Below are 23,724 nucleotides of genomic sequence, written 5' to 3' on the forward strand. Positions count from 1 at the left end.
AGTAGGACACCGCCGGACTCCTTTTAAACAAAATGGCCACCCAACGCTGGGTGGCCATTTTGCGTTAAGTCTCACCGTCTCAGCCGAGACTCCAGCAGGGCTGCGGTCTCCTGCACAGACCCGGCCAGAAGAGCTTCGTCCAACTCTTCGATGCCCCAGGTCACGGCGACGGCTGCGACCGGCCATCCCGAGGCATCGAGGACGGCTGCGCCGACGCTGCGCAGGCCCACCGCGACCTCACCGTCCTCGGTCGCGTATCCCCGCGCTCGAACCTCGCGCAACAGCTCCCGCAGCTCGCGCGGTGTCTCTGGCCCCTGGCCCGTGCGAACCGGGAACGCAGACGTATCGGGGTAGAGCGCCCGCACCTGTTCGCGGGGCAGCGCCGCCAGCATGGCGCGGCCCGACGCGGTGAGGTGCGCGGGAAGGCGGACTCCGACGTCGGTCACCAGTGCGGGGCGGCGTGGCGCACGTTCCTCGACGATGTACAGCACGTCCCCACCGCTCATCACGGCCAGGTGGGCGCTCTCGCCCAGGCGGTCGGACAGCGCAGCGACCAGGGGAGCGCCTCGCCGAGCGAGCGGCTGCTGTCGGGTGTACCCGCCGGCGAGCTCGAACGCCGATGTGCCGAGACCCCAGCGGCGCTCCTCCTGCAGGTGGAGCACGAAGCCGTGAGCCGCCAGCGTCGACAGCAGGTGGTAGACGGTCGAGCGGGGGAGCTCGAGCTCCCGTGCGATCGCCGACGCCGCCACCGGGGCAGGGCGTCCCGCGAGATAGCTCAGGATGCGCAGCGTGTGGTCGGCGGCGGGGACTTTCGCGGCCTCTGCCTTGTCTGGGATCACAGACACAGCATGGCACGAACGGGTGTCCCGCAGGCCCCACCGGGTGTGGAATCGAGTCATGACCGAACTCGCCCCCGTGCTTGTCGGAGCGGCTCCCCTGTCGCCTGCCGACGTCGTCGCTGTCGCCCGCCACGACGCTCCTGTGTCGATATTCCAGGATGCACTCACTCGGGTCGCCGAGACCCGTCGAGTGATCGACGGTCTCGCTGCCGATCCGAATCCCCACTACGGCGTCTCCACAGGCTTCGGTGCCCTCGCGACCACATTCATCGCGCCGGACCGTCGTTTCCAGCTGCAGGCGAGTCTGATCCGGTCGCACGCCGCGGGCACCGGCGCCGAGGTCGAGCGCGAGGTCGTACGCGGGCTTCAGCTCCTGCGTCTGCAGACCCTCGCCTCGGGGCGCACGGGCGTCCGGCCGATCGTCGTCGAGACTTACGCGGCGCTGTTGAACTCCGGTATCACGCCGGTCGTTCGCGAGTACGGCTCGCTCGGCTGCTCGGGCGATCTCGCCCCCTTGGCCCACATCGCCCTCGCCGCGATGGGAGAGGGGGAGGTGCGTGATGCTTCCGGGGAGCTGGTACCGGCCTCCGCTGCCCTCGCACGCGCCGGGATCGAGCCCCTGACCCTCGTCGAGAAGGAAGGGCTCGCTCTCATCAACGGCACGGACGGCATGCTCGGCATGCTGGTGCTGGCCCTGCACGATCTCGAGACGCTCCTCGTCACCGCCGATGTCGCCGCGGCGATGTCGGTGGAGTCCCAGTTGGGGACCGACGCGGTGTTCGCTGCCGACCTGATGGCGCTGCGACCGCAGAGGGGTCAGACGGAGTCGGCCGGCAACCTGCGCCGGTTCCTCGCGGACTCGCCGATGGTCGCCAGCCACAAGGGACCGGATGACGGGCGTGTCCAGGACGCGTACTCGCTGCGGTGCTCGCCCCAGGTGCACGGCACGGCGCGCGACACGATGGCACACGCCGCGATGATCGCCGACCGCGAGCTCGCCAGCGTGATCGACAATCCCGTGATCACCGTCGACGGACGCATCGAGTCCAACGGGAACTTCCACGGTGCTCCGGTCGCGGCCGTCCTCGACTTCCTCGCGATCTCGGTCGCCGATGTCGCTTCCGTCTCCGAGCGGCGCACGGACCGCGCCCTGGATCCCGCCCGCAACCACGGTCTGCCCCCCTTCCTCGCGGACGAGGTCGGTGTCGACTCCGGCCTGATGATCGCGCAGTATGCGGCTGCCGGTATCGTCTCCGAGCTCAAGCGCCTGGCCGTGCCGGCGTCGGTGGACTCGATCCCGTCCTCCGCCATGCAGGAGGACCACGTCTCGATGGGATGGGCCGCCGCCCGCAAGCTGCGGCGCGCGATCGACGGCCTCGGCCGGGTGCTCGCCATCGAGATCCTCACCGGCGCGCGTGCTCTCGACCTGCGGGCGCCATTGGAAGCCGGACCCGTGACCGGCGCCGTGCGCGATCTCGTCCGCACCGTCGCAGCGGGTCCCGGACCCGACCGCTTCCTCTCCCCGGAGATGGAGGCCGTCACCGCCCTCGTCCAATCGGGCGCCGTCGCCCGCATCGCAAAGGAGCACATCCATGGTTGAGCCCACCGCTACTGGGTCCACCGCACCTGAGCCCACCGCTACTGGGTCCCGCGTCGTCCGCGCCGCCCGGGGCAACCAGCGCACGGCGAAGAGCTGGGGTGCCGAGGCCGCCAAGCGCATGCTGATGAACAACCTCGATCCCGAGGTCGCCGAGCACCCCGAAGACCTCGTCGTCTACGGCGGCACGGGAAAGGCGGCACGCAGCTGGGAGGCGTACGACGCGATCGTGTGCACCCTCGACGAGCTCGAACCGGACGAGACGCTGCTGGTGCAGTCGGGCAAGCCGGTGGGTGTCTTCCGCACCCACGAGTGGGCGCCGCGCGTGCTGATCGCCAACTCCAACCTGGTGGGGGACTGGGCCACCTGGCCGGAGTTCCGCAAGCTCGAGGAGCTCGGGCTCATCATGTACGGCCAGATGACGGCCGGATCGTGGATCTACATCGGCACGCAGGGCATCCTGCAGGGGACCTACGAGACGTTCGCCGCCGTGGCCCGTTCCCTCGGTCGTGACTCTCTGCGTGGCACGCTCACCCTCACGGGCGGCGCGGGCGGGATGGGCGGCGCTCAGCCGCTCGCCGTGACCCTGAACGACGGCGCGGTGCTGATCGTCGACGTGGACGAGTCGCGTCTCGCCCGGCGCGTGGAGCACGGCTACCTCGACGAGTACACGACCGACCTCGATGCGGCCGTCGCCCGAGTGGTCGCGGCCAAGGAGTCGGGCGAAGCCCTCTCGGTCGGAGTGGTCGGCAACGCGGCCGAGGTGTTCCCCGAGCTGCGGCGTCGGGGCGTTCCGATCGACATCGTGACCGATCAGACCAGCGCCCACGATCCGCTCGCCTACCTCCCGGTCGGCATCACCGTGGCGGACTGGAAGTCCGAGGCGGAACGCGACTCCGAAGAGTTCACGCGCCGTTCGCGCGCGTCGATGGCCGCGCACGTCGAGGCGATGGTCGCGTTCCAGGATGCCGGTGCAGCCGTGTTCGACTACGGCAACTCAATCCGTGCCGAGGCTCAGCTCGGAGGCTTCGATCGGGCATTCGAGTTCCCCGGGTTCGTGCCGGCGTACATCCGCCCGCAGTTCGAGGAAGGACGCGGACCGTTCCGCTGGGCGGCCCTCTCCGGCGATCCCGAGGACATCTACAAGACCGACCGTGCGATCGCCGAGCTCTTCCCCGACGATGCCGCCCTTCACCGCTGGCTGGAGAAGGCCGGCGAGAAGGTCCAATTCGAGGGGCTGCCCGCCCGCATCTGCTGGCTCGGCTACAAGGAGCGTCACCTCGCCGGACTCAGGTTCAACGAGATGGTCGCCTCGGGTGAGCTGTCGGCGCCGATCGTGATCGGTCGCGACCACCTCGACTCCGGGTCGGTGGCATCGCCGTACCGGGAGACCGAGGCGATGAAGGACGGCTCGGACGCGATCGCGGACTGGCCTCTGCTGAACGCGCTGCTCAACACGGCCTCCGGCGCCTCGTGGGTGTCGCTGCATCACGGGGGCGGCGTCGGCATCGGCCGCTCGATCCACGCCGGTCAGGTCACCGTCGCCGACGGCACTGCGCTCGCCGCGGAGAAGCTGGAGCGCGTGCTGACGAACGACCCCGGCACCGGGGTGATGCGTCACGTCGATGCGGGCTACGAGCACGCCCGCGAGATCGCGCATGAGCGTGGCCTGAACATACCGATGCTCTGAGAGGCTCAGGACATGGCAACGCTCCTCACGAACATCGCGGAACTGACCACCAACGTCGCGCTACACGGCGACGGGCCCGGTGACCGTACCGGAACACTGACCGATGCGGCCGTGCTGATCGAGGGCGAACGGATCGCCTGGGTGGGTGCCGCTGCGGATGCGCCCGTGGCCGAGGAGGTGATCGATGCCGGTGGGCGCGCTGTGATCCCCGGGTTCGTCGACAGTCACAGCCACCTGGTCTTCGGCGGCGATCGCGCGGCCGAGTTCGAGGCCCGCATGGCAGGGCAGAAGTATGCAGCCGGTGGCATCCGCTCGACCGTGGCCGCCACCCGCGCCGCGACCGAGGACGAGCTGCGTGCACGTCTGCGTGGCTTCCGCGACGAGATGCTCGCACAGGGCACGACGACCGTCGAGATCAAGAGCGGCTACGGGTTGAGCGTCGTCGACGAGGAGCGCCTGGTGCGCCTGGCCGCCGAGGTGACGCCCGAGGTGACGTTCCTCGGCGCGCACGTGGTCCCCGCCGAGTATGCCGATCGGTCGGACGAGTACGTCGATCTGGTCACCGGGCCCATGCTCGACGCCTGCGCTCCGCACGCGAAGTGGATCGACGTGTTCTGCGAGACCGGAGCCTTCACGGTGGCGCAGTCGCGTCGGGTGCTGGAGGCCGGCATCGCGCGCGGACTCGCGCCCCGGGTGCATGCGAGCCAGCTCGGCCCGGGCGACGGCGTTCGCCTGGCGGTCGAGCTCGGCGCGGCGTCGATCGACCACGGCACCTATCTGACGGATGCCGATGTCGGAGCGCTCGCAGGCTCCGACACCGTGCTCACCCTGCTGCCGGGCGTCGAGTTCTCGACGCGGCAGCCGTATCCGGACGCGCGACGCCTGATCGACGCGGGCGTGACCGTGGCACTGGCGTGCGACACGAACCCGGGTTCCAGCTTCACCTCTTCGATGCCGTTCTGCATCGCCGTGGCCGTCCGGGACATGGGGATGACCCCGGGGGAAGCCGTGTGGGCGGCGACGGCCGGCGGAGCGAAGGCACTCCGCCGGGACGACGTCGGGGTGATCGCCCCCGGTGCCAGGGCCGATCTCGTGCTGTTGGACGCACCGACCAGGATCCACCTCGCGTACCGGCCGGGGGTCCCGCTCGTGCGGCAGGTGTGGAAGGACGGCGTCCAGGTGGGGTGACTCCGTCACTCCGCGATGTCCACGATGGCCTCGACCAGCGTGGTCAGCCGCATCTCACCGTCCCCGGCGACCGTGAGGAGACGCACTCCGGTGTCCTGCGCGAGATCGTCCGCGAGGTCGAACAGAGCCTGGTCCATCGCCTCGCGCAGTGCGGGGTCTTCGTCCGCGGGGATGCGGATCGACCGGCGTGCATCGAGCGGGACGAGCACGACCAGATCGACGAGAGCGAGGGAGTCCTCGGCGATCGCGATCGCACGTTCCACGAGTGCGCCGTCGCTCCGCCCGAGCCGTTCGAGGGCGATGAGATAGGCGGCGAAGTCCAGCGGCCCCCGCTCGGCGATCACGTCCTGCTGACCCGCCGTGGCCCGCAGGCGTCCGGCCGCTATCCGCAGCTGCCCGGCGAAGCTCGCCTCCCCGGAAGGGTCGACCGCCTCCTCCTCGAGGTCGTCGAACGGGTCACCGAGCGACAGATACTCCGGATGCGCGGCGAGGAAGTCCGCGATCAGAGTGCTCTTGCCGCTCGCGTGCGTACCGGAGACGACGATCCTCATCGGCGGGACGCGAGGCCGGCCAGCAGCTCGAGCACGCACAACGCCGCCAGACGGACGGTGCGGGCGTCCTCCGCGTCCGTGGTCGCATCGACCTCGGCGAGGTCGGCGCTGACGACGCGCCCATCCGCGGCGACGGCACGCGTGAGGGCGCGCAACTCCCACGCGTGGAGCCCACCGGGGACGCTCGCCGGGCAGCCGGGCGCGACCGACCGGTCGCAGACGTCGACGTCGATGTCGAGGTGCACACGCGGGGCCGCCCCCGCACCGGCGATCTCGAGCGCTTCGGCGACGACGTCGTCGATGCCGCGACGGCGCACCTCGTCGAGCGTGACGACGCGGATGCCCCAGTCGGCCGCGCGCCGCGCATAGGCGGCGGAGTTCGCGAAGTCGGCGATGCCGATCTGGACGATCCTGGTCGGGTCGATCCGGGTGGTCGTCAGCGCGGACGCGGTCGGGACGTCTTCCACGAGGCGTCGTACCGGCGTGCCGTTGGAGACGCCGTCGCGCAGGTCGAAGTGCGCGTCGAACGTGATGAGGCCCGTGGCCTCGGCGCCGAGCGCGACCGGATACGTGAGCGAGTTGTCACCGCCGAGTGCGATCACGAGCTTGGTCGCCTCGGCGAGTGCACGCACGCGGGAGATGACCCTCGCCTCGCCGTCCGCGCCGTCGGGATCGCTCACATCGCCGGCATCCGCGATGCGCAGAACCTCGTCGAGTTCGAGCACCGGCGGACCCATCAGCGTCGTCCCGTAGCGGGGAAGCGCTTCGCGGATGGCGGCCGGCGTCGCGTGAGCTCCGGTCGGCGAGAGCGACGTGCGCCAGGTCGGCACCCCGAGCAGCACGGCATCGGCCGCAGCCGTGAAAGCGGGCCAGGAGCCGGCGCGGGGCCAGAGCGGGTCGTGACTCAACGGTCGGGAAGTGGGCGTCATGGTCAGACTCCGGGGATCAGGGCGTGGGCGAGGGAGAAGATGGCGAGACCCGCGAGGGCGCCGACGAAGGTGCCGTTCAGGCGGATGTACTGCAGGTCGCGGCCGACCATGAGCTCGATCTTCTCGGTGGTCTCGGCGGGATCCCAGCGTTCGACGGTGTCGGTGATGATCGAGGCGATGTCGTGCCGGTAGCGGTCGACGAGGAACACGGCGGCGTCCGACACCCAGGTGTCGACGCGGTGCTGCAGGGCGATGTCGGTGGTCAGGCGCTCGCCGACTTCCTGCAGCGCCTGCACCGCCCGACGACGCAGCCCGCTGTCGGGGTCGGCGAGAGCGGTCAGCAGGCCGTTCTTAGCGGTGTTCCACGCTTCAGCCGCCAGAGCGCCGACCCGCGGGCTGTCGAAGAGCGAGGCCTTGGCGTTCTCGAGTTTGGCGCGCGTGGCCGGATCGTTCTGCAGGTTGTCCGCCAGGCGGGTCAGGTAGCCGTCGACCGCGATGCGCGCGGGGTGATGCGGATCGGCCTGCACCGCATGCACGAACTTGACCGCCTCGTGGTAGACCGTGTCGTCGACGAATCGATGAGCCAGCTTCGGCACCCAGCCGGGGAGACGCCGAGAGACGAGACCGGTGAACGATGCGGCGTTCGCGTCGAGCCACCGGGCGATGCTGTCGGCGGCGAGGTCGACCGCGCCGTGGTGGGCGCCCGCGTCGACGATCTTCTCGAGCCAGGCGCCGGCCGGCGGCCCCCACTCCGGAGCCACCAGGTGCTCGCGGGCGAGGTCGGTGATGAGGTCGCGCACGTCGTCGTCGCTCAGTGCGCCCAGGACGGCGGTCGCGATCGTGGCTCCTTCGGCACCCACCCGCTCGGCATGCGGAGGCTCGCGCAGCCACTCTCCGGCGCGCAGCGCGATGTGCGTGCTGGAGAGCTTGGTGCGCACGATGTCTCCGGCCAGGAAGTTGGTCTCGACGAACTCTCCGAGCGTGCGTCCGATCTCGTCCTTGCGGTTGGGGATGATCGCGGTGTGGGGGATCGGCAGCCCGAGCGGACGGCGGAACAGCGCGGTGACGGCGAACCAGTCCGCGAGCGCACCGACCATCCCTCCCTCGGCGGCGGCGCGGACGTAGCCGAGCCAGCCGACCCGCTGCTGGAAGGCGAACGCGATCACGAACACGACGGCCATGAACAGCAGCGCTCCGAGGGCGACCGCCTTCATGCGCCGGAGCGCGCGGAGGCGCTCCTGGTCGGAGGGCGAGAGCTGCGTCATCGGTGTTCGCGGCATGACGTCATTCTTTCACGGTGGGCGCGGGCGGGAGGTCTCGCTTCGTAGCGGGCGGAGTACCCTCAAGGGGTGATCGAAGACATCAAGAAGCGTGCTCTGCACCGCACCAGCATCCTCGAGGGGCAGATGCGCGGTGTCGCGCGGATGATCGAGAACGAGGAGTACTGCATGGACATCATCACGCAGTCCCGGGCGATCCAGCGCTCCCTCGAATCGCTGAACCGACTGCTGCTCGAGAACCACCTGCGCACGCACGTCACCCACATGTTCGATGCGGGCGGCGAGGAGCGCGACAAGGCCGTCCTCGAACTGCTCAAGGCCTTCGACTTCGACCGCAAGTAGGAGATCACCCCGAGGCGCTAATCGGTCGCAGGTTTCGAGAATCGCAACGGATACCGTTGCGAATTGATCAAGAGACTTCCGATTTCGCTATACCTGAGGCCCTTCCTGTGACAGACTCGCCGCAAGCGATTCTCAATGGGGAGGCTCCATGCCCGGCACTCTGCCCGCGTCTTCGGCGACGCTCGACACACCCACAGCCACCGGTGCGGTACGCATCGACCGCGTCACCAAGCGCTACGGCACCGCCGTGGCCGTCGACGATCTGACCCTCGACGTGCAGCCGGGGGAATTCCTCTCGCTGCTCGGACCCTCGGGCTGCGGCAAGACCACGACGTTGCGCATGATCGCGGGCTTCGAGTATCCGGACGCCGGCGACATCAGCATCTCGGGCCGGAGCGTGCTGAGTCTGCCGCCGTATCGACGCGAGGTGAACACGGTCTTCCAGGCCTACGCGCTGTTCCCGCACCTGTCGGTCGCGGAGAACGTGGCGTATGGGCTGCAGCAGCGAGGCGTTCCCAAGTCGGAGCAGCGGACCCGGGTGAGCGAGGCGCTCGACATGGTGCAGCTGCGCAGCTTCGCCGATCGCAAGCCCACCCAGTTGTCGGGCGGTCAGCAGCAGCGCATCGCCCTCTCGCGAGCCCTCATCAACCGCCCCAGCGTGCTCCTGCTCGATGAGCCGCTCGCCGCCCTCGACCGGCAGCTGCGCGAGGAGATGCAGCTCGAGCTGAAGCTCCTGCAGGCGCGACTCGGCACCACGTTCGTCTTCGTCACGCACGATCAGGCCGAGGCACTGTCGATGAGCGACCGGATCGCCGTGATGCGCGCGGGCCGGATCGAGCAGCTCGACGAGCCGGCGGCGATCTACGCGGAACCGGCATCCGCGTATGTGGCCTCGTTCATCGGCCAGCAGAACTTCGTACACGGCACCGTCCGTTCCGACGGAGATGCCGTCGACACCGCGATCGGTGCGATCTCCGGGCGCTGGGGCGGGGAGCGGGTCGCTGCCGGGCAGCCCGCCGTCGCCGCGATCCGCCCGGAGTATGTGCGGCTCGAGCAGGGGGAAGGTACGGGCGCGCGCGGTCGTGTGCTCGGTGTCTCGCATCTCGGCGAGACGATGCAGGTCGCCGTGCGCGTCGGCGAAGATGCGACGTTCCTCTCGAGGATGCCGGCGCCCACCGCGCCGCGCGTCGGGGTCGACGAGGAAGTGCGCTGCGTGTGGGATCCCGCGGACGTGCGACTCTTCGCCGCCGACGGCATCCCGACCACCGCCACGCACGTGATCGCGCTTCCCAAGGAGGGAGGCCGGTGACGGGCGCTCCTCCGGTCCGCGTGCTCGCGCACCGGAGCGCCGCCCGGGTGATCCGCACCGAACTCTCCCGTCGCGGGTTCCTCGCCACCGCGCTGCTGGCGGGCGGAGCCGTCGTGCTCAGCGCCTGCACCCCCGGCCAGAACGCCGCGGCGGTGCACGCCAAGGGCGGCCCGCTGGAGGACAAGCTCTCCATCTACAGCTGGGGCGATTACGACGCGCCGGAGGTGCTCGAGCAGTTCACGGCCGAGAACGGTCCGCGGATCGTGCTCGACGCCTTCAACTCGAACGAGGAGCTGATCGCCAAGCTGGTCGCGGCCCGAGGCACGTCGGGGTACGACATCGTCGTGCCGACCGGAGTCTTCGTGGGGCCGATGGCCGAGAACGGGCTGCTCCAGAAGTTCAACCTCGACCTGCTGCCGAACATGAAGCACGTCGCCCCGGAGTTCCGCGGGCGCGCCTGGGATCCGGGCAACGAGTACTCGGTGTGCAAGGCGTGGGGCACCACGGGGTTCGTCTACGACAAGCGGGTGATCTCGCGGGAGCTCACCACCTGGAACGACTTCATCGACGCCGCGCAGAACGAGGCGTCCGGTTCCACCTCGGTGCTGGATGACCCGGCGCCGCTGCTCGGCATCTACTTCTGGGCGAACGGCATCGACTGGACGACGACCGACCCCGACGACCTGGATGCGGTCGAGGACTTCCTGGTGAAGGATCTGGCACCGCACATCTCGGCGTTCGACTCCTACCCGGGCGGCTCGTCGATCCCGCAGGCGTCGCACGCTCTGCTGCAGTCCTACAACGGTGACGCGCGCCTGGGCATCTTCGAGTCCGACGACCCCGACCGCTGGCAATGGGTGCTCGGGAGCCCGGCCACCGAACTGTGGATGGACAACTGGGCGATCGCCGCGGGCGCGCCGCACCCCGAGGCGGCGCACGCGTTCATCAACTTCGTCCTGCAGCCGGATGTGCAGCTCGCGCAGGTCGACTACATCGGTTACGACACGGGCATCTCCGGCGTCCGCGAAGCCGCGGAGGCCGCGGGTCTGGAACGGCTCGACATGGTGTTCTTCGACGAGGAGCAGGTGCAGACCATGCATGAGGGCAAGCTGACGGACGCTCAGGACCGGGTCGTCGCGATCTGGAACGCGATGAAGGCGGCCGCCGGTGCCTAAGCTCAAGTTCGGTCTCGCGATCCCCGCCTGGGTGTGGCTGCTGATCTTCTTCGTCGCCCCCATCGGCATGGTCATCGTCTTCAGCTTCGGCTACAAGCCGAGCATCTTCGCCACCCACGCCCTCGACCACCTCTCCTTCGACCGCTACCTCGAGGCCCTCTCGCCCACGTTCTTCAGCACCTTCCTGAACACCCTGTGGATCGGCATCCTCGGCACGCTGCTGTGCCTGGTGATCGGGGCGCCGGTCGCGTACTGGATCGCCGTGAAGGCGCCGCCGTCCAAGCGCGGACTGCTGCTGGCCCTCGTCATGGTGCCGTTCTGGACGAACTTCCTGGTGCGCACGATCGGCTGGCAGGTGATCCTCGCCCCGGAGGGCTGGCTGTCGCAGCTGCTCCAGGGCATCGGCGTGATCCCGGGTCCCCTCGATCTGCTGTATTCGCGGGGTGCGGTGCTGCTCGGCGTGGTCTACAACTACCTGCCGCTCATGATCCTCCCGCTGTTCGTCGCGTTCGACCGGGTCTCGGGTCCGCTGCGCGAGGCGAGCAAGGACCTGGGCGCGAACAGCGCGACGACCTTCGTCCGGGTGACCGTGCCCCTGGCCCGACCCGGCATCATCGCGGGCGTGCTGCTCGTGTACATCCCGCTCATGGGCGACTACATCACCGCGACCGTGCTCGGTGGCGCGAAGGGCAACATGATCGGGCAGGTCGTGGCGAGTCAGTTCCAGACCGCGCAGAACTGGGCGTTGGGCTCGGCGATGGCGGTGCTGCTCATCATCGTCATCATGATCTCGATCGCCGTCGCGGCCGGGCTGCTCTGGCTCGTGACACTGCCACTCAGACAACGCAACCGACTCGTCCTGGGGGAGGGCTCATGAGTTCACGTCGTGGAGCAGCACGTCTCCTGCTGCCGATCTGGGCAGGACTCGTCTTCCTGTTCCTGTTCCTGCCGATCCTGGTGATCATCGTCTACTCGTTCAACGTCGGCCGCCTGCTGGTCTCGTGGGACCACTTCGGCTTCGACTCGTTCCTCGCGATCGTCAACAAGCCGGCGATCCGCGACGCGGTGCTGGTGTCGGTGCGCACCGGCCTGCTGGCCGCCCTGCTCGCGACCGCGCTCGGAACCCTGGCCGGCATCGCGATGGCCCGCAACCCCGGCAAGTGGGTGTGGTGGTTCCTCGGGCTCCTGCTGCTCGTCTCGGTCACCCCGGAGATCGTGGATGCCGTCGCGCTGCTGCCCTGGCTGGTCTTCCTCGGCCAGGATGCCGGGATCGGGATCTTCAACGACGGAACGATGAGGCTCGTGGTCGGGCAGTCGCTGTTCTCGATCGCGATCGTGTCGTACATCGTCCGCGCGCGACTGGTCGGACTCGACGCCCGCCTGGAAGAGGCCTCCGCCGACCTGTACGCCCCGCCGGTGCGGACCTTCCTGAAGATCACGCTGCCGCTGGCGATGCCGGCCGTGCTCGCCGGGTTCCTGCTCTCGTTCACGTTGAGCCTCGACAACACGGTCGTGTCGGCGTTCGTGCAGGTGTCCGGCACGACACCGTGGCCGGTGTACGTGCTCAGTGCACTGCGTAGCGGACTCCGTCCTGAGATCGCGGCGGTGTCGACCATCATGCTCGTGCTCACCCTCCTCGCTCTGGCGCTGGTGGCGGTGGTGCTCAAGCGTGCCGGTGACTCGGCGACGGAGATCGCCCGCACGATGGCGGGAGGCTGAGCATGGGAGCGGCAGACCTCGTCTTCACCGGTGGTTCCCGCGGCGGGAGGGCGTTCCTCTCCGATGCAGCGCGCTCCACCGCCCGCGCCGTCGCGGTCACCGACGGCCGCATCAGTGCGATCGGCCACGACCTGTCGGAGATGATCGGCCCGGACACAGAGGTCGTCGATCTGGCCGGTGGGCTCCTCGTGCCCGGGTTCCAGGACGCGCATGTGCACCCGGTGTGGGGCGGACTGGACATGCTCCGGTGCGACCTCTCGGGCCTCGCGACGCGTGAGCAGTATCTGGCGCGGATCGCGGAGTACGCCGCGGAGCACCCCGACGACGAATGGATCCTGGGGGGTGGCTGGCAGATGTCGGCCTTTCCCGGAGGTACGCCGACGGCCGCGGATCTGGACGCGGTCGTGCCCGATCGCCCCGCCTTCCTCCCCAATCGCGATGGGCACGGCGCCTGGGTGAACTCGCGGGCGCTCGCGCTCGCCGGGATCACCGCGGAGACCCCGGATCCTGCGGACGGACGCATCGAACGCGACGCAGGCGGTGCCCCGAGTGGAACCCTGCACGAGGGAGCGATGGGCCTGGTGAACCGGCTGCTCCCGGCCGAGCCGGTCGAGCGCCTGGTGGAGGCGCTCGTGCAGGGGCAGCGGTACCTGCACTCCTTCGGCGTCACTGCCTGGCAGGATGCGATCGTCGGCACCGAGTACGGCGACGCGGGTGACCCGCTGCCCGCGTACCGGGCCGCGGCAGCCACCGGGGAACTCACCGGTCGGGTCGTGGGCGCCCTGTGGTGGGACCGCTCGCGCGGCCTGGAGCAGATCGAGGACATCGTCGAACGGCGCGCTGCCGGCTCCGTCGGTCGCTTCCGTGCGCGCAGCGTGAAGATCATGCAGGACGGTGTGGCCGAGAACTTCACCGCCGCGATGCTCGAACCCTATTGCGACGGCCACGGGCATCCGCGTGAGGACTCCGGCATCTCCTTCGTCGAGCCGGAGATGCTCAAGGAAGCGGCGACCCGGCTCGATGCCCTCGGGTTCACGCTGCACTTCCACGCCATCGGCGACCGTGCCGTGCGCGAGTGCCTCGACGCGGTCGAAGCCGCCCTCCTGCACAACGGTCCGCGCGGGAACCGGCACCACATCTCGCACATCCAGGTCGTGCACCCGGACGACGTCCCCCGGTTCCGTGCGCTCGACGTGACGGCGAACATGCAGATGCTGTGGGCCACACTGGAGCCGCAGATGGTCGACCTCACGATCCCCTTCCTCGGGGACACGCGCAGCGCCTGGCAGTACCCCTTCGGCGATCTCCTGCGCTCCGGAGCCGTGCTCGCCGCGGGCAGCGACTGGTCGGTGAGCACCCCGAATCCGCTCGCCGCGATGCACGTGGCCGTGAACCGCCGGTCGGCTCCGACCGAGTGGGAGGGGGACTATCCGCCGTTCCTGCCGGAGCAGGCGATCGACCTCGGGACCGCGCTCGCCGCGTACACCTCGGGATCCGCGTACGTGAACCACCTCGACGACACCGGCACGATCGCGGTGGGCATGCGGGCGGACCTCGCCCTGCTCGACCGCGACCCGTTCGAGCACCCTGTCGAGGAGATCGGGCTCACCGAGGTGCGCGGCACCTGGGTCGAAGGCGTACGGGTATACGACGGCTAGTTTCCGTAGGGGGCTTCCGGGGGGGGAGGGGGCTGTGACGACGGGCTGCGGGATGATCGGAGACTTGTCTTCGTTGTAGTACGCCGGGCTCCCACCAATCCGGCGGCCGCGGCCACTCACACGATTCGCATCGTTGTTGTCTTCGGTAGCCGGAAAAAACCAGGAGTGTTGAGCGCCGACTACTTTCCGTCCCCGTAGGAGGCTTCCGGGAGGTCGGTGACGACGGGTTGCGGGCGACCGAGCTCCATTCGGTGTTGGGACTGCTGACGGTTTGGTTGACTCGTCTTGTTTGGGGTTTTCAGGCCGCGTGAGCGGCCGGTGTGTTGATTATCTCGAACTCGATGGGCGTGAGCCTTCCGAGTCGTCGTTGCCGGCGTCGACGGTGGTATGTCCGCTCGATCCAGGTCACAATCTCGAGGCGGAGTTCTTGTCTCGAGTGCCATCTCTTCTTGTTGAGGACGTTCTTCTGCAGCAGCGCGAAGAACGACTCCATCGCCGCGTTGTCCGCGCAGGCGCCGACGCGTCCCATCGATCCCGTGATCCCGCTCTGGCGGAGCAGTTCGACGAACTTCCGTGACCGGAACTGCGACCCTCGATCCGAGTGCAACGTCGTTCCGAGCGGCTCTCGCAGTGCGACTGCGTTCCGCAATGCGGCGACGGCGAGGTCGGCGGTCATTCGTGAATCGAGCGAGTAACCGACGATTCGGTTCGAGTGGACGTCTTTGATCGCGCAGAGATACAGCTTCCCTTCATCGGTCCAATGTTCGGTGATGTCGGTCAGCCACAGCTGGTCCGGCCTTGTCGCGGTGAAGTCGCGGAGCACGAGATCGTCATGCACCGGTGGTCCGGCTTTCCTGTTCAGGCCGCGTTTCTTCGAGAACACGCTCCAGAGCCGCTGCTCTGAGCACTGTCGCCACACGCGCCGCTCGGATGCTGCCAGCCCGGCCTCGGCTTCGATCTCGTCGGCGATGAACCGATACCCGAACGCGGGATCGTCGCGGTGAAGATCGACGGCGGCGTTGGTGAGGTGAGCGTTGTCCCAGTCGCGTTGCGAGACGGGGTTCGCGCGCCACTGGAAGAAAGCTTGCTTGCTGAAGCCCAGCACCCGGCAGGTCACCGCGACCGGAATCCGGTCAGCGGCAAGGTCACGGACCAGCGGGAACATCATTTGGGGAGTGCCGCCTGCGACAGATACGCAGCCGCTCGCCGCAGGATCTCGTTCTCTTGCTCGAGCAACCGGATCCGTTTGCGGGCTTCGCGAAGCTCGGTCGCGTCGGCCTGAGTCACACCGGGTTTGATGCCGTCTTCGACATCCGCGATCTTGAGCCTCCGTTGCAGACACGACTCCGAGACACCGAAGTCCTTCGCGATCCGGCTGATCGGCGCGTCGCCCCGACGCGCGACCGCGATGACGTCGTTCCGGAACTCTTTGGGAAATGCTTTGGGCACGTTGACCATCCTCCCGTGAGAACCGAAATCCTCACAGCGTTGGAGTCAACCAAACCGTCAGCAGTCCCCAGTGCTGTAGTCGCCCAGAAGACTCTTTCACCGAAGTCGCGCTGTGCGTCCGGATCCAATGATCGCTTGGCGAATAGTCGGGCCTTGCCCCACAACTCATCGAATTCAGGGATAGCCATCAATCTTCCCATCCTGTCCTCAACGCCACGCGGTGAAGGCGTCGGCTATCTGCGTCCGCTGCTGCAGCTCGTGCATGCAACACGTGCCGATTAGCAATCACCAACACCTCGCCCTGTCGCGACCACTCGTGCCGCTCCGCAGCATCGCTCATCGCTCTGAACTGATCTGCAGCCTCTCGCGCCTCTGCATCAGTGGGAGCCATGCACCCTGGGTCGTAGCGCCAACGACCCGCGCCATCGATGGCTCCTGCGTAAAACGTCCCTCTTCCTCCACCCACCCGGAAAACGCCTGAGCGTTGCTCCAGCGACGCCGACCCTGGTCGATAGAGCAGGGTCGGCGTCGGTGTCGGCGCGGCAGCGGAGAGAATCACGATGTCAGGCATGCGACGGAGGTGCGCACCATCGGTGTGTAGGGGCTGCGCGCCAGTTCCGACCATCGCGCTGAGAGAGTTTCGATGAGCGTGCGCTCTATCCGTAACGCGAAGCGTGCTCACCACCGACTCGCCAGCACGAATCGGCACGGGTGACTAGCCCAGCTGACGAGCGTCATCCAGCAGCCGGCGCAAATCTGAGATACCTGATACCCAACCCCGTTCCAGGGCCTTTCGTGAGAGCTCCTCAAGAGGTGTCATTCCGATGAGTGTGCCACAGTCGCACTCATCCGTCCTTCTCCCTCCTTCGCCCGTCTCGCCCGGCACCGGCAGCGATCGCCGTCTCTGCCGCATCGACGTCCCCGACGTAAACGTGTCGGAGGAGACGACCATAACGGTCGACGTCGGGCACTGCGACTTGGCGCAGAGGAAGCGTGTCGATCGGCGGTCTCACGAGACGATCCCCAAACGGCCACCGCTGGCGCTCGCTGGGTGTTCGCCTCACACTTGAGAAGTGACCTCACGCCCGCCGACGCCTCGACTGCCGTTTTGGCTGACGGATCCGACCGCGGCGTAGCACAATCTCAAGTCACTATCTGTCGGCCGAAGAGGGGACAGACAGGCGGTGGCGCGTGATGGTTACCTGGAGACAGAAACCGGGCTGGCAAAGAACGACCCGGACGAAGAGAGGCGGTCGGATGGCTCCGTACGACATCGTGTGGTCCATTGGTTTAGTGCCAGTACTCGTTCTCATGGGAGCGGCGCTGGTGAGCCTGTTTCGACGGGAACCTCGAATGACTCTCATCGTGTCGCTCGTGTGGTTCTTCGCGATCGTATTCCTGCCCGTCGTCGGGCCACTTCTCTGGTTCCTGTCCCGCGCTGTCCAACCAAAAAAGCCAGAGATGGAGAAGACATGAAAGGGGACTGCTGCACGGTTAGGTGACAGTTTCTAGTCACGCCGCCAGTGCGACGGTCGTGTTCATGATGGTCTCGTATTCGATGGGCGTCAAACGGCCCAGGCGGCGCTGTCCGCGGCGTCGGTGATAGGTCCGCTCGATCCAGGTCACGATCGCGATCCGCAGCTGTTCGCGAGTGGTCCAGGAGCGGCGGTCGAGGACGTTCTTCTGCAGCAGGGCAAAGAAGCTCTCCATGGCTGCGTTGTCCCCGCTCGAGCCGACTCGTCCCATGCTCCCGACCATGCGGTGACGGGTCAGCGCGCGCCGGAACTTTCTGCTCCGAAATTGACTGCCCCTATCCGAATGCACGATGCAGCCGGCGACATCGCCGCGCATCTGGACGGCGTTCTCGAGGGCCTGGACGGCCAGACGCGACTTCATGCGGGAGTCGATCGAGTACCCGACGATGCGGCCGGAGTACACGTCCTTGATCGCGCAGAGGTAGAGCTTGCCCTCGGAGGTCTTGTGCTCCGTGATGTCCGTCAGCCACAACTCGTTCGGTGCGTCGGCGGTGAATACGTGTCGCGTCCGGCCGTCCTCGTCGATGACCGCGCAGAGGTCGTCGTGCACGGGCGGGCCGGGCTTGCGGCCTTTGCCGCGCTTGGGCTTCCCGAACGCGCTGAACCAGCCGTTGCTCGACGCGATCCGCCACGCGGTCCGATCCGACATACCCTCGCCCGCGTCGCGCGCCTCATCGGCTAGCAACCGATGCCCGAACTCCGGGTCATCCTTGTGAGCGTCGAACAGCGCGTTCGCACGATACGCCTCCACCACCTCACTGCCGGCGATGGGATCACGCAGCCACCGGTAGTAGGGCTGGCGAGAGAGCTTGAGAACCCGACACGTCACCGTGACGGGGATCCCGTCAGCGGCGAGCTCTGTTACGAGCGGGTAGAGCCTTTTCCCGGCAGGTTCGCCTGCGACAGATACGCCGCCGCGCGACGGAGGACCTCGTTCTCCTGCTCCAGCAGCCGGTTGCGCTTACGCAACTCCCGCAACTCATTGCTCTCCGAACGCGTCACACCGGGTTGCTCGCCATCGTCGATACGGGCTTCGCGAAGCCACTTGTCCAGAGTGCCGACATGCACACCGAAATCTTTCGCGATCTGCGCGATCGTGACATCCGCGCCACGGTTCTGCGCCACACGAACGACATCGTCGCGGAACTCCTTGGGAAACGCCTTGGGCATGATGACATCCTTCCAGGCCAGCCCTCCGGGCTAGCCAACTCAGATGTCAACTACTCGTGCAGCAGTCCCCCCATCCGACCCGAACACTATTGCGTAACAAGCTACACGTGAGACGTTCGGGACGAGGCCGCGGAAGAGAACCGTCACGCGGGGTCGAGGCGCAGTACGTCGGGTGACTCCCCGCCCGTGAGGTCGTCGGCCACGCGGAGAGTGCGGGCCAGATCGTCGAGCGCACCGGTCAGCGTGCCGAACCGCTCCTTGTCGCTGCACACCGCCGTCAGCGTGACCAGATGCGTCCCGGTGTCCCAGGTGTAGGTGGCGAACGGGGGAGACGAGGGTGACGGCGGCATCGGCACGAGCAGCTTCTCGCCCACGCCGAGTCGGCTGGGAAACGACTCGGTGTCGTCGTAGTCCATCGGCATCGAGGCACGGGCGATGCGGACCTCCGGCGTCAGGACCTGTGCCGTCGCCATCGCCACGACCAGCTCCGGCTCCGCCTTCCACGTCCACACCAGCACGCGGCCGTCGGCCCGCTTCATCAGCATCGGTGCCGCCTGGCTCATCGCCCAGGCGCCGAACCGCGAGCCGGGGCGCTCCGTCGCACCGACCGCGGCGTTGACCTGGCCGAGCAGCATCCGGATCGCCGCCTTCCGGTGTCGGCGCCCCTTCCATCCGAGCGAGTCCGTCACGGGAATCCACAGCTGGGGATCGGCGTCGGCAGTCAGTCGCATGCTCCCACGCTAGTAGCTGAGGCTGAGGGGATGCCGGTATGCCTCGGCCGCGGGATCAGGGCGCTCGGGTAGAGTGGCCAGCGCCCGACCAGGGCTCCTCCTTGGCCGCCACATCGTAAGGCAGCATGTCTGTGACCTCCTCCGACGATCCGATCGATCCGTCGCGCGGCCCCGCCGCCGAATCCGCGCCCCGACCGTTGAAGATCGTGATCGGCTGCGACACGTTCGCGCCCGACATCAACGGCGCCGCCCGTTTCGCCGAGCGCCTCGCCGCCGGCCTCGTGCAGCGCGGCCATGACGTGCACGTCGTGGCGCCCAACCAGGCGTATCGCCGTGCCCAGCCGCACACCGAGGTCATCGAGGGCGAGCCGATGACCCTGCACCGGTTGCCGTCGGTGCGCTGGGCGCCGCACGACTGGCTGCGGTTCGTGTGGCCGTGGCGATCGAAGCACTATGCACGCAAGGTCCTGGATCAGGTGCAGCCGGACGTCGTGCACATCCAGTCGCACATCGTGATCGGGCGCGGACTCGCGTACATCGCGAACGAGCGCGGCATCCCGGTCATCGCGACCAACCACGTCATGGCCGAGAACATCCTCGACCACACCACCATGCCGAAGTTCATCGACGACCTCGTGCTGAAGTTCGCGTGGGCAGACGCCAAGCGCACGTTCGACAAGACCCGTGCGATCACCACGCCCACCCGCCGTGCCGCCGACTTCCTCGAGAAGACGGTCGAGGTGAAGGACGTGATCCCGGTCAGCTGCGGTATCGATCGCACGCAGTACACGCCGGTCCTCGCCCCTCGCGACAAGAACCGGATCATCTTCGTCGGCAGACTCACCGCCGAGAAGCAGGTCGAGGTGATCCTCAAGGCGATGACGAAGCTGGACCCCGCGCTCGACACGAGCTTCGACATCGTCGGCGGCGGCGACCAGCGCAAGCAGCTGGAACACCTCGCCGCCCAGCTCGGACTCGCTGACCGGGTGACCTTCCACGGGCGCACGAGCGACGAGGAGCTCCGGGCCCTGCTGTCCCGTGCCAGCCTGTTCGTGATCGCCTCGATCGCGGAGCTCCAGTCCATCGCGACCATGGAGGCGATGGCCTCGGCCCTGCCGGTCGTCGCCGCCGACGCCGTGGCCCTCCCGCACCTCGTGCACGACGGCGAGAACGGTTACCTGTTCGAACCGGGGAACGTCGACGAGCTCGCCGCACGCCTGACCGACGTGCTCACCGCGGAGCCTGCGGAGTACGAGCGGATGCAACGGGCCTCGCTCGACGGCGTCGCGATCCACGACATCAACCGCACCCTCGACACCTTCGAGGCGCTGTACCGCGACGAGCCGCTGCCGGAGTAGCGGCCATGCACATCGTCTTCTTCGGCGATCAGCACCTTGATTCCCTCGGTGGGGCTCAGGTGTCGATGCGGCTCCAACGCGAGTTCCTCGAGCGAGCAGGGCACACCGTCACGGTCGTCGCGCCGAGGATGCATGGATCGCGGGCATCATCCGGCTCTCACGGCGGCGCCTACGTCGATCTGCCGTCGATGCCGATCACGCTCGATCGCGAGTACTCGATGAGCTGGCCGGGCCGCGCGATCGACCGCTTCCTCGACCGGGCCATGACCCGCCGTCCGCCCGTCGACCTGGTGCACGTGCAGGCCGACTTCTGGGGTGCGTTCATCGGGCACCGCTACGCGCAGCGCCATGGCCACGCCGTGGTGCACACCATGCACAACCGCGTGGACGTCGGGATCGCCGCGGTCACCCCGCTGCACCGGCCCGTGCTCGCGGTGCTGAACACGTGGCGCGGCCTCGCGATGCGCGGCATCGGACGACCGGTGCGTGGACGGGACGGGTGGGCGTTCCTGCGCGGTCTCGCCGTCGGGGCATCGGCCGTGACCGCGCCGTCGACCCATTTCGCCCGGCGCCTCGAACAGCACGACGTCTTTCCGCACGTCGACGTGATCTGGAACGGCATCGACGACGACCTCCGCGCGCAGACGCTCGCCGCACGTCCCGCCCGTCGGGAACCGGGACGGCCGCGATTCGTGTGGCTCGGACGGATGAGTCCGGAGAAGCGCCTGCTCCCGTTCCTGGAGGCCTTCGTCGCCTCGGGCGTCGATGCGGACCTGGAGATCATCGGCGGCGGCGCTCAGCGTGCGGCCGCCGAGAAGGTCGTCCGTGGGATCGACGGCGTGCGATTCGCCGGACGGCTGACCTACGCGCAGACGCTGGAGCGGATCGCCGCCGCCGACGCGCTCGTGCAGACGTCGATCGGCTTCGAGACCCAGGGGATGACCCCCTTCGAGGCGGCCACGCTCGGCACGCCCTCCGTGATCTGCGACCCCGACATCGGCGCGGAACTCGGCGGCGGCCTCTGGGCGGTACCGGATGCCGACCCTGCGGCGTCGAGCCGGGACATCGAGGTGCAGCGGGTCACCGCACTCGCGGAGACCCTGCGGCGGGCCGCCTCCGACATCGCGGGCGGCACCGCCCCCGTTCCGGTCCCCGAGGTCGCCGAGGCGTTCCGGCAGTCCTCGCGCACGGCCGCCATGATCGCCGTCTACGAGCGGGTGCTCGCGAGGCCCTGAGAGCTCGCGGTCCCGAGCACGCGTCGGGGTGACGGGGCGATGCTGTCCGTTCTCAGTGGAGACGCCGTCCGCTCTCAGATGAACTGGAGCAGCGTGATGGCGATGCTGGTGAAGACGAACCCGATGGCGCCGACTCCCGCGATGCCGATCGCCATGCCGGTGAGCAGTCTCGACCCGGCGCGGCGCATCGCGATCAGACCCAGGATCAGCGCCACGACGTAGACGAAGAAGCTCAGGATGCCGATCCCGTTGTCGAACGCGAGCATGAACTCGTATCCGCCGACGCCGCCACCGCTGTAGACGAATGGCCGCACGATGGATCCGAACAGATTGATCGCGAAGGTGGCCACAGCGATGATGAAGGCCGCGCGAGCGAGCGGATTGCTCTCGCGGACGGGTGTCGGTCGGCCGGAAGGGGCCAGCGGATAGGCCTGGGGAGCCGGGTTCGCCGTCGGATACGCCTGTGGCGGGGCGGCCGCCTGCGGTGCTGTCGGATACGGAGGAGCACTCGGGTACCCCTGCGCCGTGGCGGGGTACTGAGGTGCGGCGGGCAGAGGGGTGGCGGCTGGCGGCGGTGCCGCCGGAGCGGCCGGGAGGTCGTGTCCGGAAGGCGGGACGGGAGGCTGCACGGGCTCGCTCATGACGTCGAGCGTAGCCGTGGGGTGCCGGATGTGCACCGCGCCTCGCCTTGCACCGAGGTCACCGGTAGAGGCGTCCGGACTCCGCTTCCTGGTGGAGGTCGCGGCCGGCGAGGCGTCTCCAGTCCGTCGGCACGCGACGGTAGCCGTCGCGGCGGAGCTCGACGAACGTGGCGATCGTCGCCCAGGCGGCGAGGCCGAGAAGTGCGATGACGAGTATCATGGCAGAAACGCTACGTTCATCGTTGAACCGCCACGAGTGGCAGAGAAGACTCTGAGCGTATGAAAACTGCCATTCGGGAGCGTGTACATGAAGACGGTCGCCTGCGTCATCCAGGACGGGTTCGCACCCTTCGAGTTCGGCGTCGCGTGCGAGGCGTTCGGCCTCGATCGCGCTGACGACGGTGTGCCGAACTTCGACTTCCGCATCGTCGCCCCCCGCGCGGGCGTCGTGGCGTCGAAGATCGGTTTCTCGGTCAACGTCGAGCACGATCTGACGTTCGCCTACGAGGCGGATCTGGTGGTGTTCTGCCCCCTTCCCCGGGAGCACTGGGGAGACATCGATCCGCTGCTGCTCGACCTCGCCAGACACGCCGTCGCGCGTGGCGCCTGGGTGATGAGCGTCTGCAGCGGATCTTTCATCCTCGCGGCGGCCGGAGTGCTCGACGGGCGTCGAGCCACCACGCACTGGATGTACGCGCACACCATGGCGGACATGTACCCGCAGATCGACATCGACCCCGACGTGCTGTTCGTGCAGGACGGGAAGGTCATCACCAGCGCGGGCACGGCTGCGGGGATCGATGCCTGCCTGCACCTGCTCCGTCAGGAGGTCGGCGCCGAGCTCACCAACCGCATCGCACGGCGCATGGTCGTTCCGCCGCAGCGTGACGGCGGACAGGCGCAGTTCATCGACCGACCGATCCCGCAGGTCCCCACCGATTCGCTCGCTGCGGTGGCGGACTGGGCCGTCGAACACCTGCGAGACGATCTGGGTGTCGAGCAGCTCGCCGCCAGGGCGCTGATGTCGCCGCGCACCTTCGCCCGGCGGTTCAAGGCCGAGTACGGTGCGACACCCGCGGCCTGGCTCGCCCGTCAGCGCATCATCCACGCGCAGCGCATGCTGGAGCGCACCGGTCTTCCGCTCGAGCACATCGCGGATGAATGCGGTTTCGGGTCGGCGGCGGTGCTGCGGCAGAACTTCGCCCGCGTCCTCGGCCTCACCCCCACGGCCTACCGCGCGCGATTCTCCTGCGTCGAGGAGCCGGCGCTTCCCGCCGCCTGACCCCCCTCCCTTCCCCCTCTCTCCCCCCTCCCTCCCTCTCCCCCTT

General features: G+C 68.3%; 23 protein-coding genes. 13 read left to right on the top strand and 10 right to left on the bottom strand.

Features of this window, described 5'->3' with window-relative positions; translation table 11 throughout:
* Positions 1-71 precede the first annotated feature (71 nt).
* Entirely contained in the window at positions 72-845 is a 774-nt protein-coding gene (locus tag L978_RS13480) for an IclR family transcriptional regulator (RefSeq protein WP_442921837.1), read from the bottom strand.
* Positions 846-897: 52 nt separating this feature from the next.
* Between L978_RS13480 and hutH the strand changes: the two genes are divergently transcribed.
* From hutH to hutI, 3 genes are read left to right on the top strand one after another with little or no spacing between them, the layout of a single operon-like run.
* Positions 898-2,439, top strand: coding sequence for a histidine ammonia-lyase (hutH, locus tag L978_RS13485; protein ID WP_047523790.1), 1,542 nt, complete (start codon positions 898-900; stop codon positions 2,437-2,439).
* Positions 2,432-4,126, top strand: coding sequence for a urocanate hydratase (gene hutU / locus L978_RS13490; protein WP_047523792.1), 1,695 nt, complete (start codon positions 2,432-2,434; stop codon positions 4,124-4,126). The genes hutH and hutU overlap by 8 nt, the downstream gene beginning before the upstream one ends.
* A gap of 12 nt (positions 4,127-4,138) precedes the next feature.
* A complete protein-coding gene (hutI, locus tag L978_RS13495) occupies positions 4,139-5,314 on the top strand; it encodes an imidazolonepropionase (RefSeq protein ID WP_047523793.1) in 1,176 nt (391 codons plus the stop codon).
* 5 nt (positions 5,315-5,319) lie between these two features.
* Here hutI and L978_RS13500 read toward each other — a convergent pair whose 3' ends face one another.
* From L978_RS13500 to L978_RS13510, 3 genes are read right to left on the bottom strand one after another with little or no spacing between them, the layout of a single operon-like run.
* Positions 5,320-5,865, bottom strand: a complete 546-nt coding sequence (locus L978_RS13500; protein WP_047523795.1) for an AAA family ATPase — start codon at positions 5,863-5,865, stop codon at positions 5,320-5,322.
* Positions 5,862-6,794 (bottom strand): agmatinase family protein, encoded by a 933-nt coding sequence (locus L978_RS13505; RefSeq protein ID WP_047523796.1) that lies wholly within the window; start codon positions 6,792-6,794, stop codon positions 5,862-5,864. The genes L978_RS13500 and L978_RS13505 overlap by 4 nt, the downstream gene beginning before the upstream one ends.
* A gap of 2 nt (positions 6,795-6,796) precedes the next feature.
* Entirely contained in the window at positions 6,797-8,074 is a 1,278-nt protein-coding gene (locus L978_RS13510) for a DUF445 domain-containing protein (protein ID WP_047523798.1), read from the bottom strand.
* Between the two features lie 69 nt (positions 8,075-8,143).
* Between L978_RS13510 and L978_RS13515 the strand changes: the two genes are divergently transcribed.
* The 6 genes from L978_RS13515 to L978_RS13540 all read left to right on the top strand — a co-directional run bounded on the left by L978_RS13515 (position 8,144) and on the right by L978_RS13540 (position 14,277).
* Positions 8,144-8,416: a metal-sensitive transcriptional regulator gene (locus tag L978_RS13515; protein ID WP_047523799.1), complete on the top strand. Its 273-nt coding sequence runs from the start codon at positions 8,144-8,146 to the stop codon at positions 8,414-8,416.
* A gap of 148 nt (positions 8,417-8,564) precedes the next feature.
* Entirely contained in the window at positions 8,565-9,725 is a 1,161-nt protein-coding gene (locus L978_RS13520) for an ABC transporter ATP-binding protein (protein ID WP_052193752.1), read from the top strand.
* Positions 9,722-10,900 carry a polyamine ABC transporter substrate-binding protein gene (locus L978_RS13525; protein WP_047523800.1) on the top strand — a complete coding sequence of 393 codons (1,179 nt, stop codon included), beginning with the start codon at positions 9,722-9,724 and terminating at the stop codon, positions 10,898-10,900. The genes L978_RS13520 and L978_RS13525 overlap by 4 nt, the downstream gene beginning before the upstream one ends.
* The gene (locus tag L978_RS13530) at positions 10,893-11,777 is read left to right on the top strand and encodes an ABC transporter permease (RefSeq protein WP_047523801.1); all 885 of its coding nucleotides are present in this window, start codon (positions 10,893-10,895) and stop codon (positions 11,775-11,777) included. The genes L978_RS13525 and L978_RS13530 overlap by 8 nt, the downstream gene beginning before the upstream one ends.
* On the top strand, positions 11,774-12,619 hold the full coding sequence (locus tag L978_RS13535; RefSeq protein ID WP_047523802.1) for an ABC transporter permease: 846 nt from the start codon (positions 11,774-11,776) through the stop codon (positions 12,617-12,619). Before L978_RS13530 ends, L978_RS13535 begins: the two co-directional genes overlap by 4 nt.
* A 2-nt stretch (positions 12,620-12,621) precedes the next feature.
* Complete coding sequence (locus tag L978_RS13540) at positions 12,622-14,277, top strand: amidohydrolase (protein WP_047523805.1); 1,656 nt, start codon at positions 12,622-12,624, stop codon at positions 14,275-14,277.
* Positions 14,278-14,575: 298 nt separating this feature from the next.
* Here the strand turns inward: L978_RS13540 and L978_RS13545 are convergent.
* Positions 14,576-15,726 (bottom strand): IS3 family transposase gene (locus L978_RS13545; RefSeq protein ID WP_156118297.1). Its coding sequence is split into 2 segments (ribosomal slippage): positions 14,576-15,453 and positions 15,453-15,726, totalling 1,152 coding nucleotides; the frame shifts between segments, so codons are not numbered across the junction.
* A gap of 187 nt (positions 15,727-15,913) precedes the next feature.
* Positions 15,914-16,351: a TauD/TfdA family dioxygenase gene (locus L978_RS19305; RefSeq protein WP_081997064.1), complete on the bottom strand. Its 438-nt coding sequence runs from the start codon at positions 16,349-16,351 to the stop codon at positions 15,914-15,916.
* Between the two features lie 686 nt (positions 16,352-17,037).
* Between L978_RS19305 and L978_RS19310 the strand changes: the two genes are divergently transcribed.
* Entirely contained in the window at positions 17,038-17,202 is a 165-nt protein-coding gene (locus L978_RS19310) for a PLDc N-terminal domain-containing protein (RefSeq protein ID WP_442921839.1), read from the top strand.
* Between the two features lie 36 nt (positions 17,203-17,238).
* Here L978_RS19310 and L978_RS13560 read toward each other — a convergent pair.
* Positions 17,239-18,431, bottom strand: a protein-coding gene (locus tag L978_RS13560) for an IS3 family transposase (protein ID WP_156118299.1) whose coding sequence is annotated in 2 segments (ribosomal slippage) — positions 17,239-18,144 and positions 18,147-18,431 — 1,191 coding nt in all. Because the reading frame shifts where the segments join, the coding sequence is not laid out codon by codon here.
* A gap of 143 nt (positions 18,432-18,574) precedes the next feature.
* Positions 18,575-19,162 carry a hypothetical protein gene (locus L978_RS13570; protein WP_047523812.1) on the bottom strand — a complete coding sequence of 196 codons (588 nt, stop codon included), beginning with the start codon at positions 19,160-19,162 and terminating at the stop codon, positions 18,575-18,577.
* 125 nt (positions 19,163-19,287) lie between these two features.
* Here L978_RS13570 and L978_RS13575 point away from each other — a divergent pair, with 125 nt between their 5' ends.
* Together L978_RS13575 and L978_RS13580 are read left to right on the top strand one after the other, a co-directional pair.
* Positions 19,288-20,520, top strand: coding sequence for a glycosyltransferase (locus L978_RS13575; protein ID WP_047523813.1), 1,233 nt, complete (start codon positions 19,288-19,290; stop codon positions 20,518-20,520).
* A 5-nt stretch (positions 20,521-20,525) separates the two neighbouring features.
* Positions 20,526-21,755 (top strand): glycosyltransferase family 4 protein, encoded by a 1,230-nt coding sequence (locus L978_RS13580; protein WP_047523814.1) that lies wholly within the window; start codon positions 20,526-20,528, stop codon positions 21,753-21,755.
* 74 nt (positions 21,756-21,829) lie between these two features.
* On the opposite strand, the gene L978_RS13585 is transcribed toward L978_RS13580, so the two are convergent.
* Together L978_RS13585 and L978_RS18985 are read right to left on the bottom strand one after the other, a co-directional pair.
* Complete coding sequence (locus L978_RS13585) at positions 21,830-22,396, bottom strand: hypothetical protein (RefSeq protein WP_047523816.1); 567 nt, start codon at positions 22,394-22,396, stop codon at positions 21,830-21,832.
* Between the two features lie 58 nt (positions 22,397-22,454).
* Complete coding sequence (locus L978_RS18985) at positions 22,455-22,616, bottom strand: hypothetical protein (RefSeq protein WP_197055670.1); 162 nt, start codon at positions 22,614-22,616, stop codon at positions 22,455-22,457.
* Between the two features lie 87 nt (positions 22,617-22,703).
* Here L978_RS18985 and L978_RS13590 point away from each other — a divergent pair, with 87 nt between their 5' ends.
* On the top strand, positions 22,704-23,678 hold the full coding sequence (locus L978_RS13590) for a GlxA family transcriptional regulator (RefSeq protein ID WP_047523817.1): 975 nt from the start codon (positions 22,704-22,706) through the stop codon (positions 23,676-23,678).
* Positions 23,679-23,724 lie beyond the last annotated feature (46 nt).

It is taken from the genome of Microbacterium sp. ZOR0019 (genome assembly GCF_000800925.1).
GTDB classification, from domain to species: domain Bacteria; phylum Actinomycetota; class Actinomycetes; order Actinomycetales; family Microbacteriaceae; genus Microbacterium; species Microbacterium aurugineum.

Bases quoted from the DNA above. Each gene is read 5' to 3' on its own strand.
- hutH (WP_047523790.1), top strand. From the start codon at position 898: ATGACCGAACTCGCCCCCGTGCTTGTCGGAGCGGCTCCCCTGTCGCCT.
- L978_RS13510 (WP_047523798.1), bottom strand. From the start codon at position 8,074: ATGCCGCGAACACCGATGACGCAGCTCTCGCCCTCCGACCAGGAGCGC.
- hutU (WP_047523792.1), top strand. From the start codon at position 2,432: ATGGTTGAGCCCACCGCTACTGGGTCCACCGCACCTGAGCCCACCGCT.
- L978_RS13535 (WP_047523802.1), top strand. From the start codon at position 11,774: ATGAGTTCACGTCGTGGAGCAGCACGTCTCCTGCTGCCGATCTGGGCA.
- L978_RS13570 (WP_047523812.1), bottom strand. From the start codon at position 19,162: ATGCGACTGACTGCCGACGCCGATCCCCAGCTGTGGATTCCCGTGACG.
- L978_RS19305 (WP_081997064.1), bottom strand. From the start codon at position 16,351: ATGGTCGGAACTGGCGCGCAGCCCCTACACACCGATGGTGCGCACCTC.
- L978_RS13500 (WP_047523795.1), bottom strand. From the start codon at position 5,865: ATGAGGATCGTCGTCTCCGGTACGCACGCGAGCGGCAAGAGCACTCTG.
- L978_RS13580 (WP_047523814.1), top strand. From the start codon at position 20,526: ATGCACATCGTCTTCTTCGGCGATCAGCACCTTGATTCCCTCGGTGGG.
- L978_RS13505 (WP_047523796.1), bottom strand. From the start codon at position 6,794: ATGACGCCCACTTCCCGACCGTTGAGTCACGACCCGCTCTGGCCCCGC.
- L978_RS18985 (WP_197055670.1), bottom strand. From the start codon at position 22,616: ATGATACTCGTCATCGCACTTCTCGGCCTCGCCGCCTGGGCGACGATC.
- L978_RS13585 (WP_047523816.1), bottom strand. From the start codon at position 22,396: ATGAGCGAGCCCGTGCAGCCTCCCGTCCCGCCTTCCGGACACGACCTC.
- L978_RS13590 (WP_047523817.1), top strand. From the start codon at position 22,704: ATGAAGACGGTCGCCTGCGTCATCCAGGACGGGTTCGCACCCTTCGAG.
- L978_RS19310 (WP_442921839.1), top strand. From the start codon at position 17,038: ATGGGAGCGGCGCTGGTGAGCCTGTTTCGACGGGAACCTCGAATGACT.
- L978_RS13540 (WP_047523805.1), top strand. From the start codon at position 12,622: ATGGGAGCGGCAGACCTCGTCTTCACCGGTGGTTCCCGCGGCGGGAGG.
- hutI (WP_047523793.1), top strand. From the start codon at position 4,139: ATGGCAACGCTCCTCACGAACATCGCGGAACTGACCACCAACGTCGCG.
- L978_RS13520 (WP_052193752.1), top strand. From the start codon at position 8,565: ATGCCCGGCACTCTGCCCGCGTCTTCGGCGACGCTCGACACACCCACA.
- L978_RS13575 (WP_047523813.1), top strand. From the start codon at position 19,288: ATGTCTGTGACCTCCTCCGACGATCCGATCGATCCGTCGCGCGGCCCC.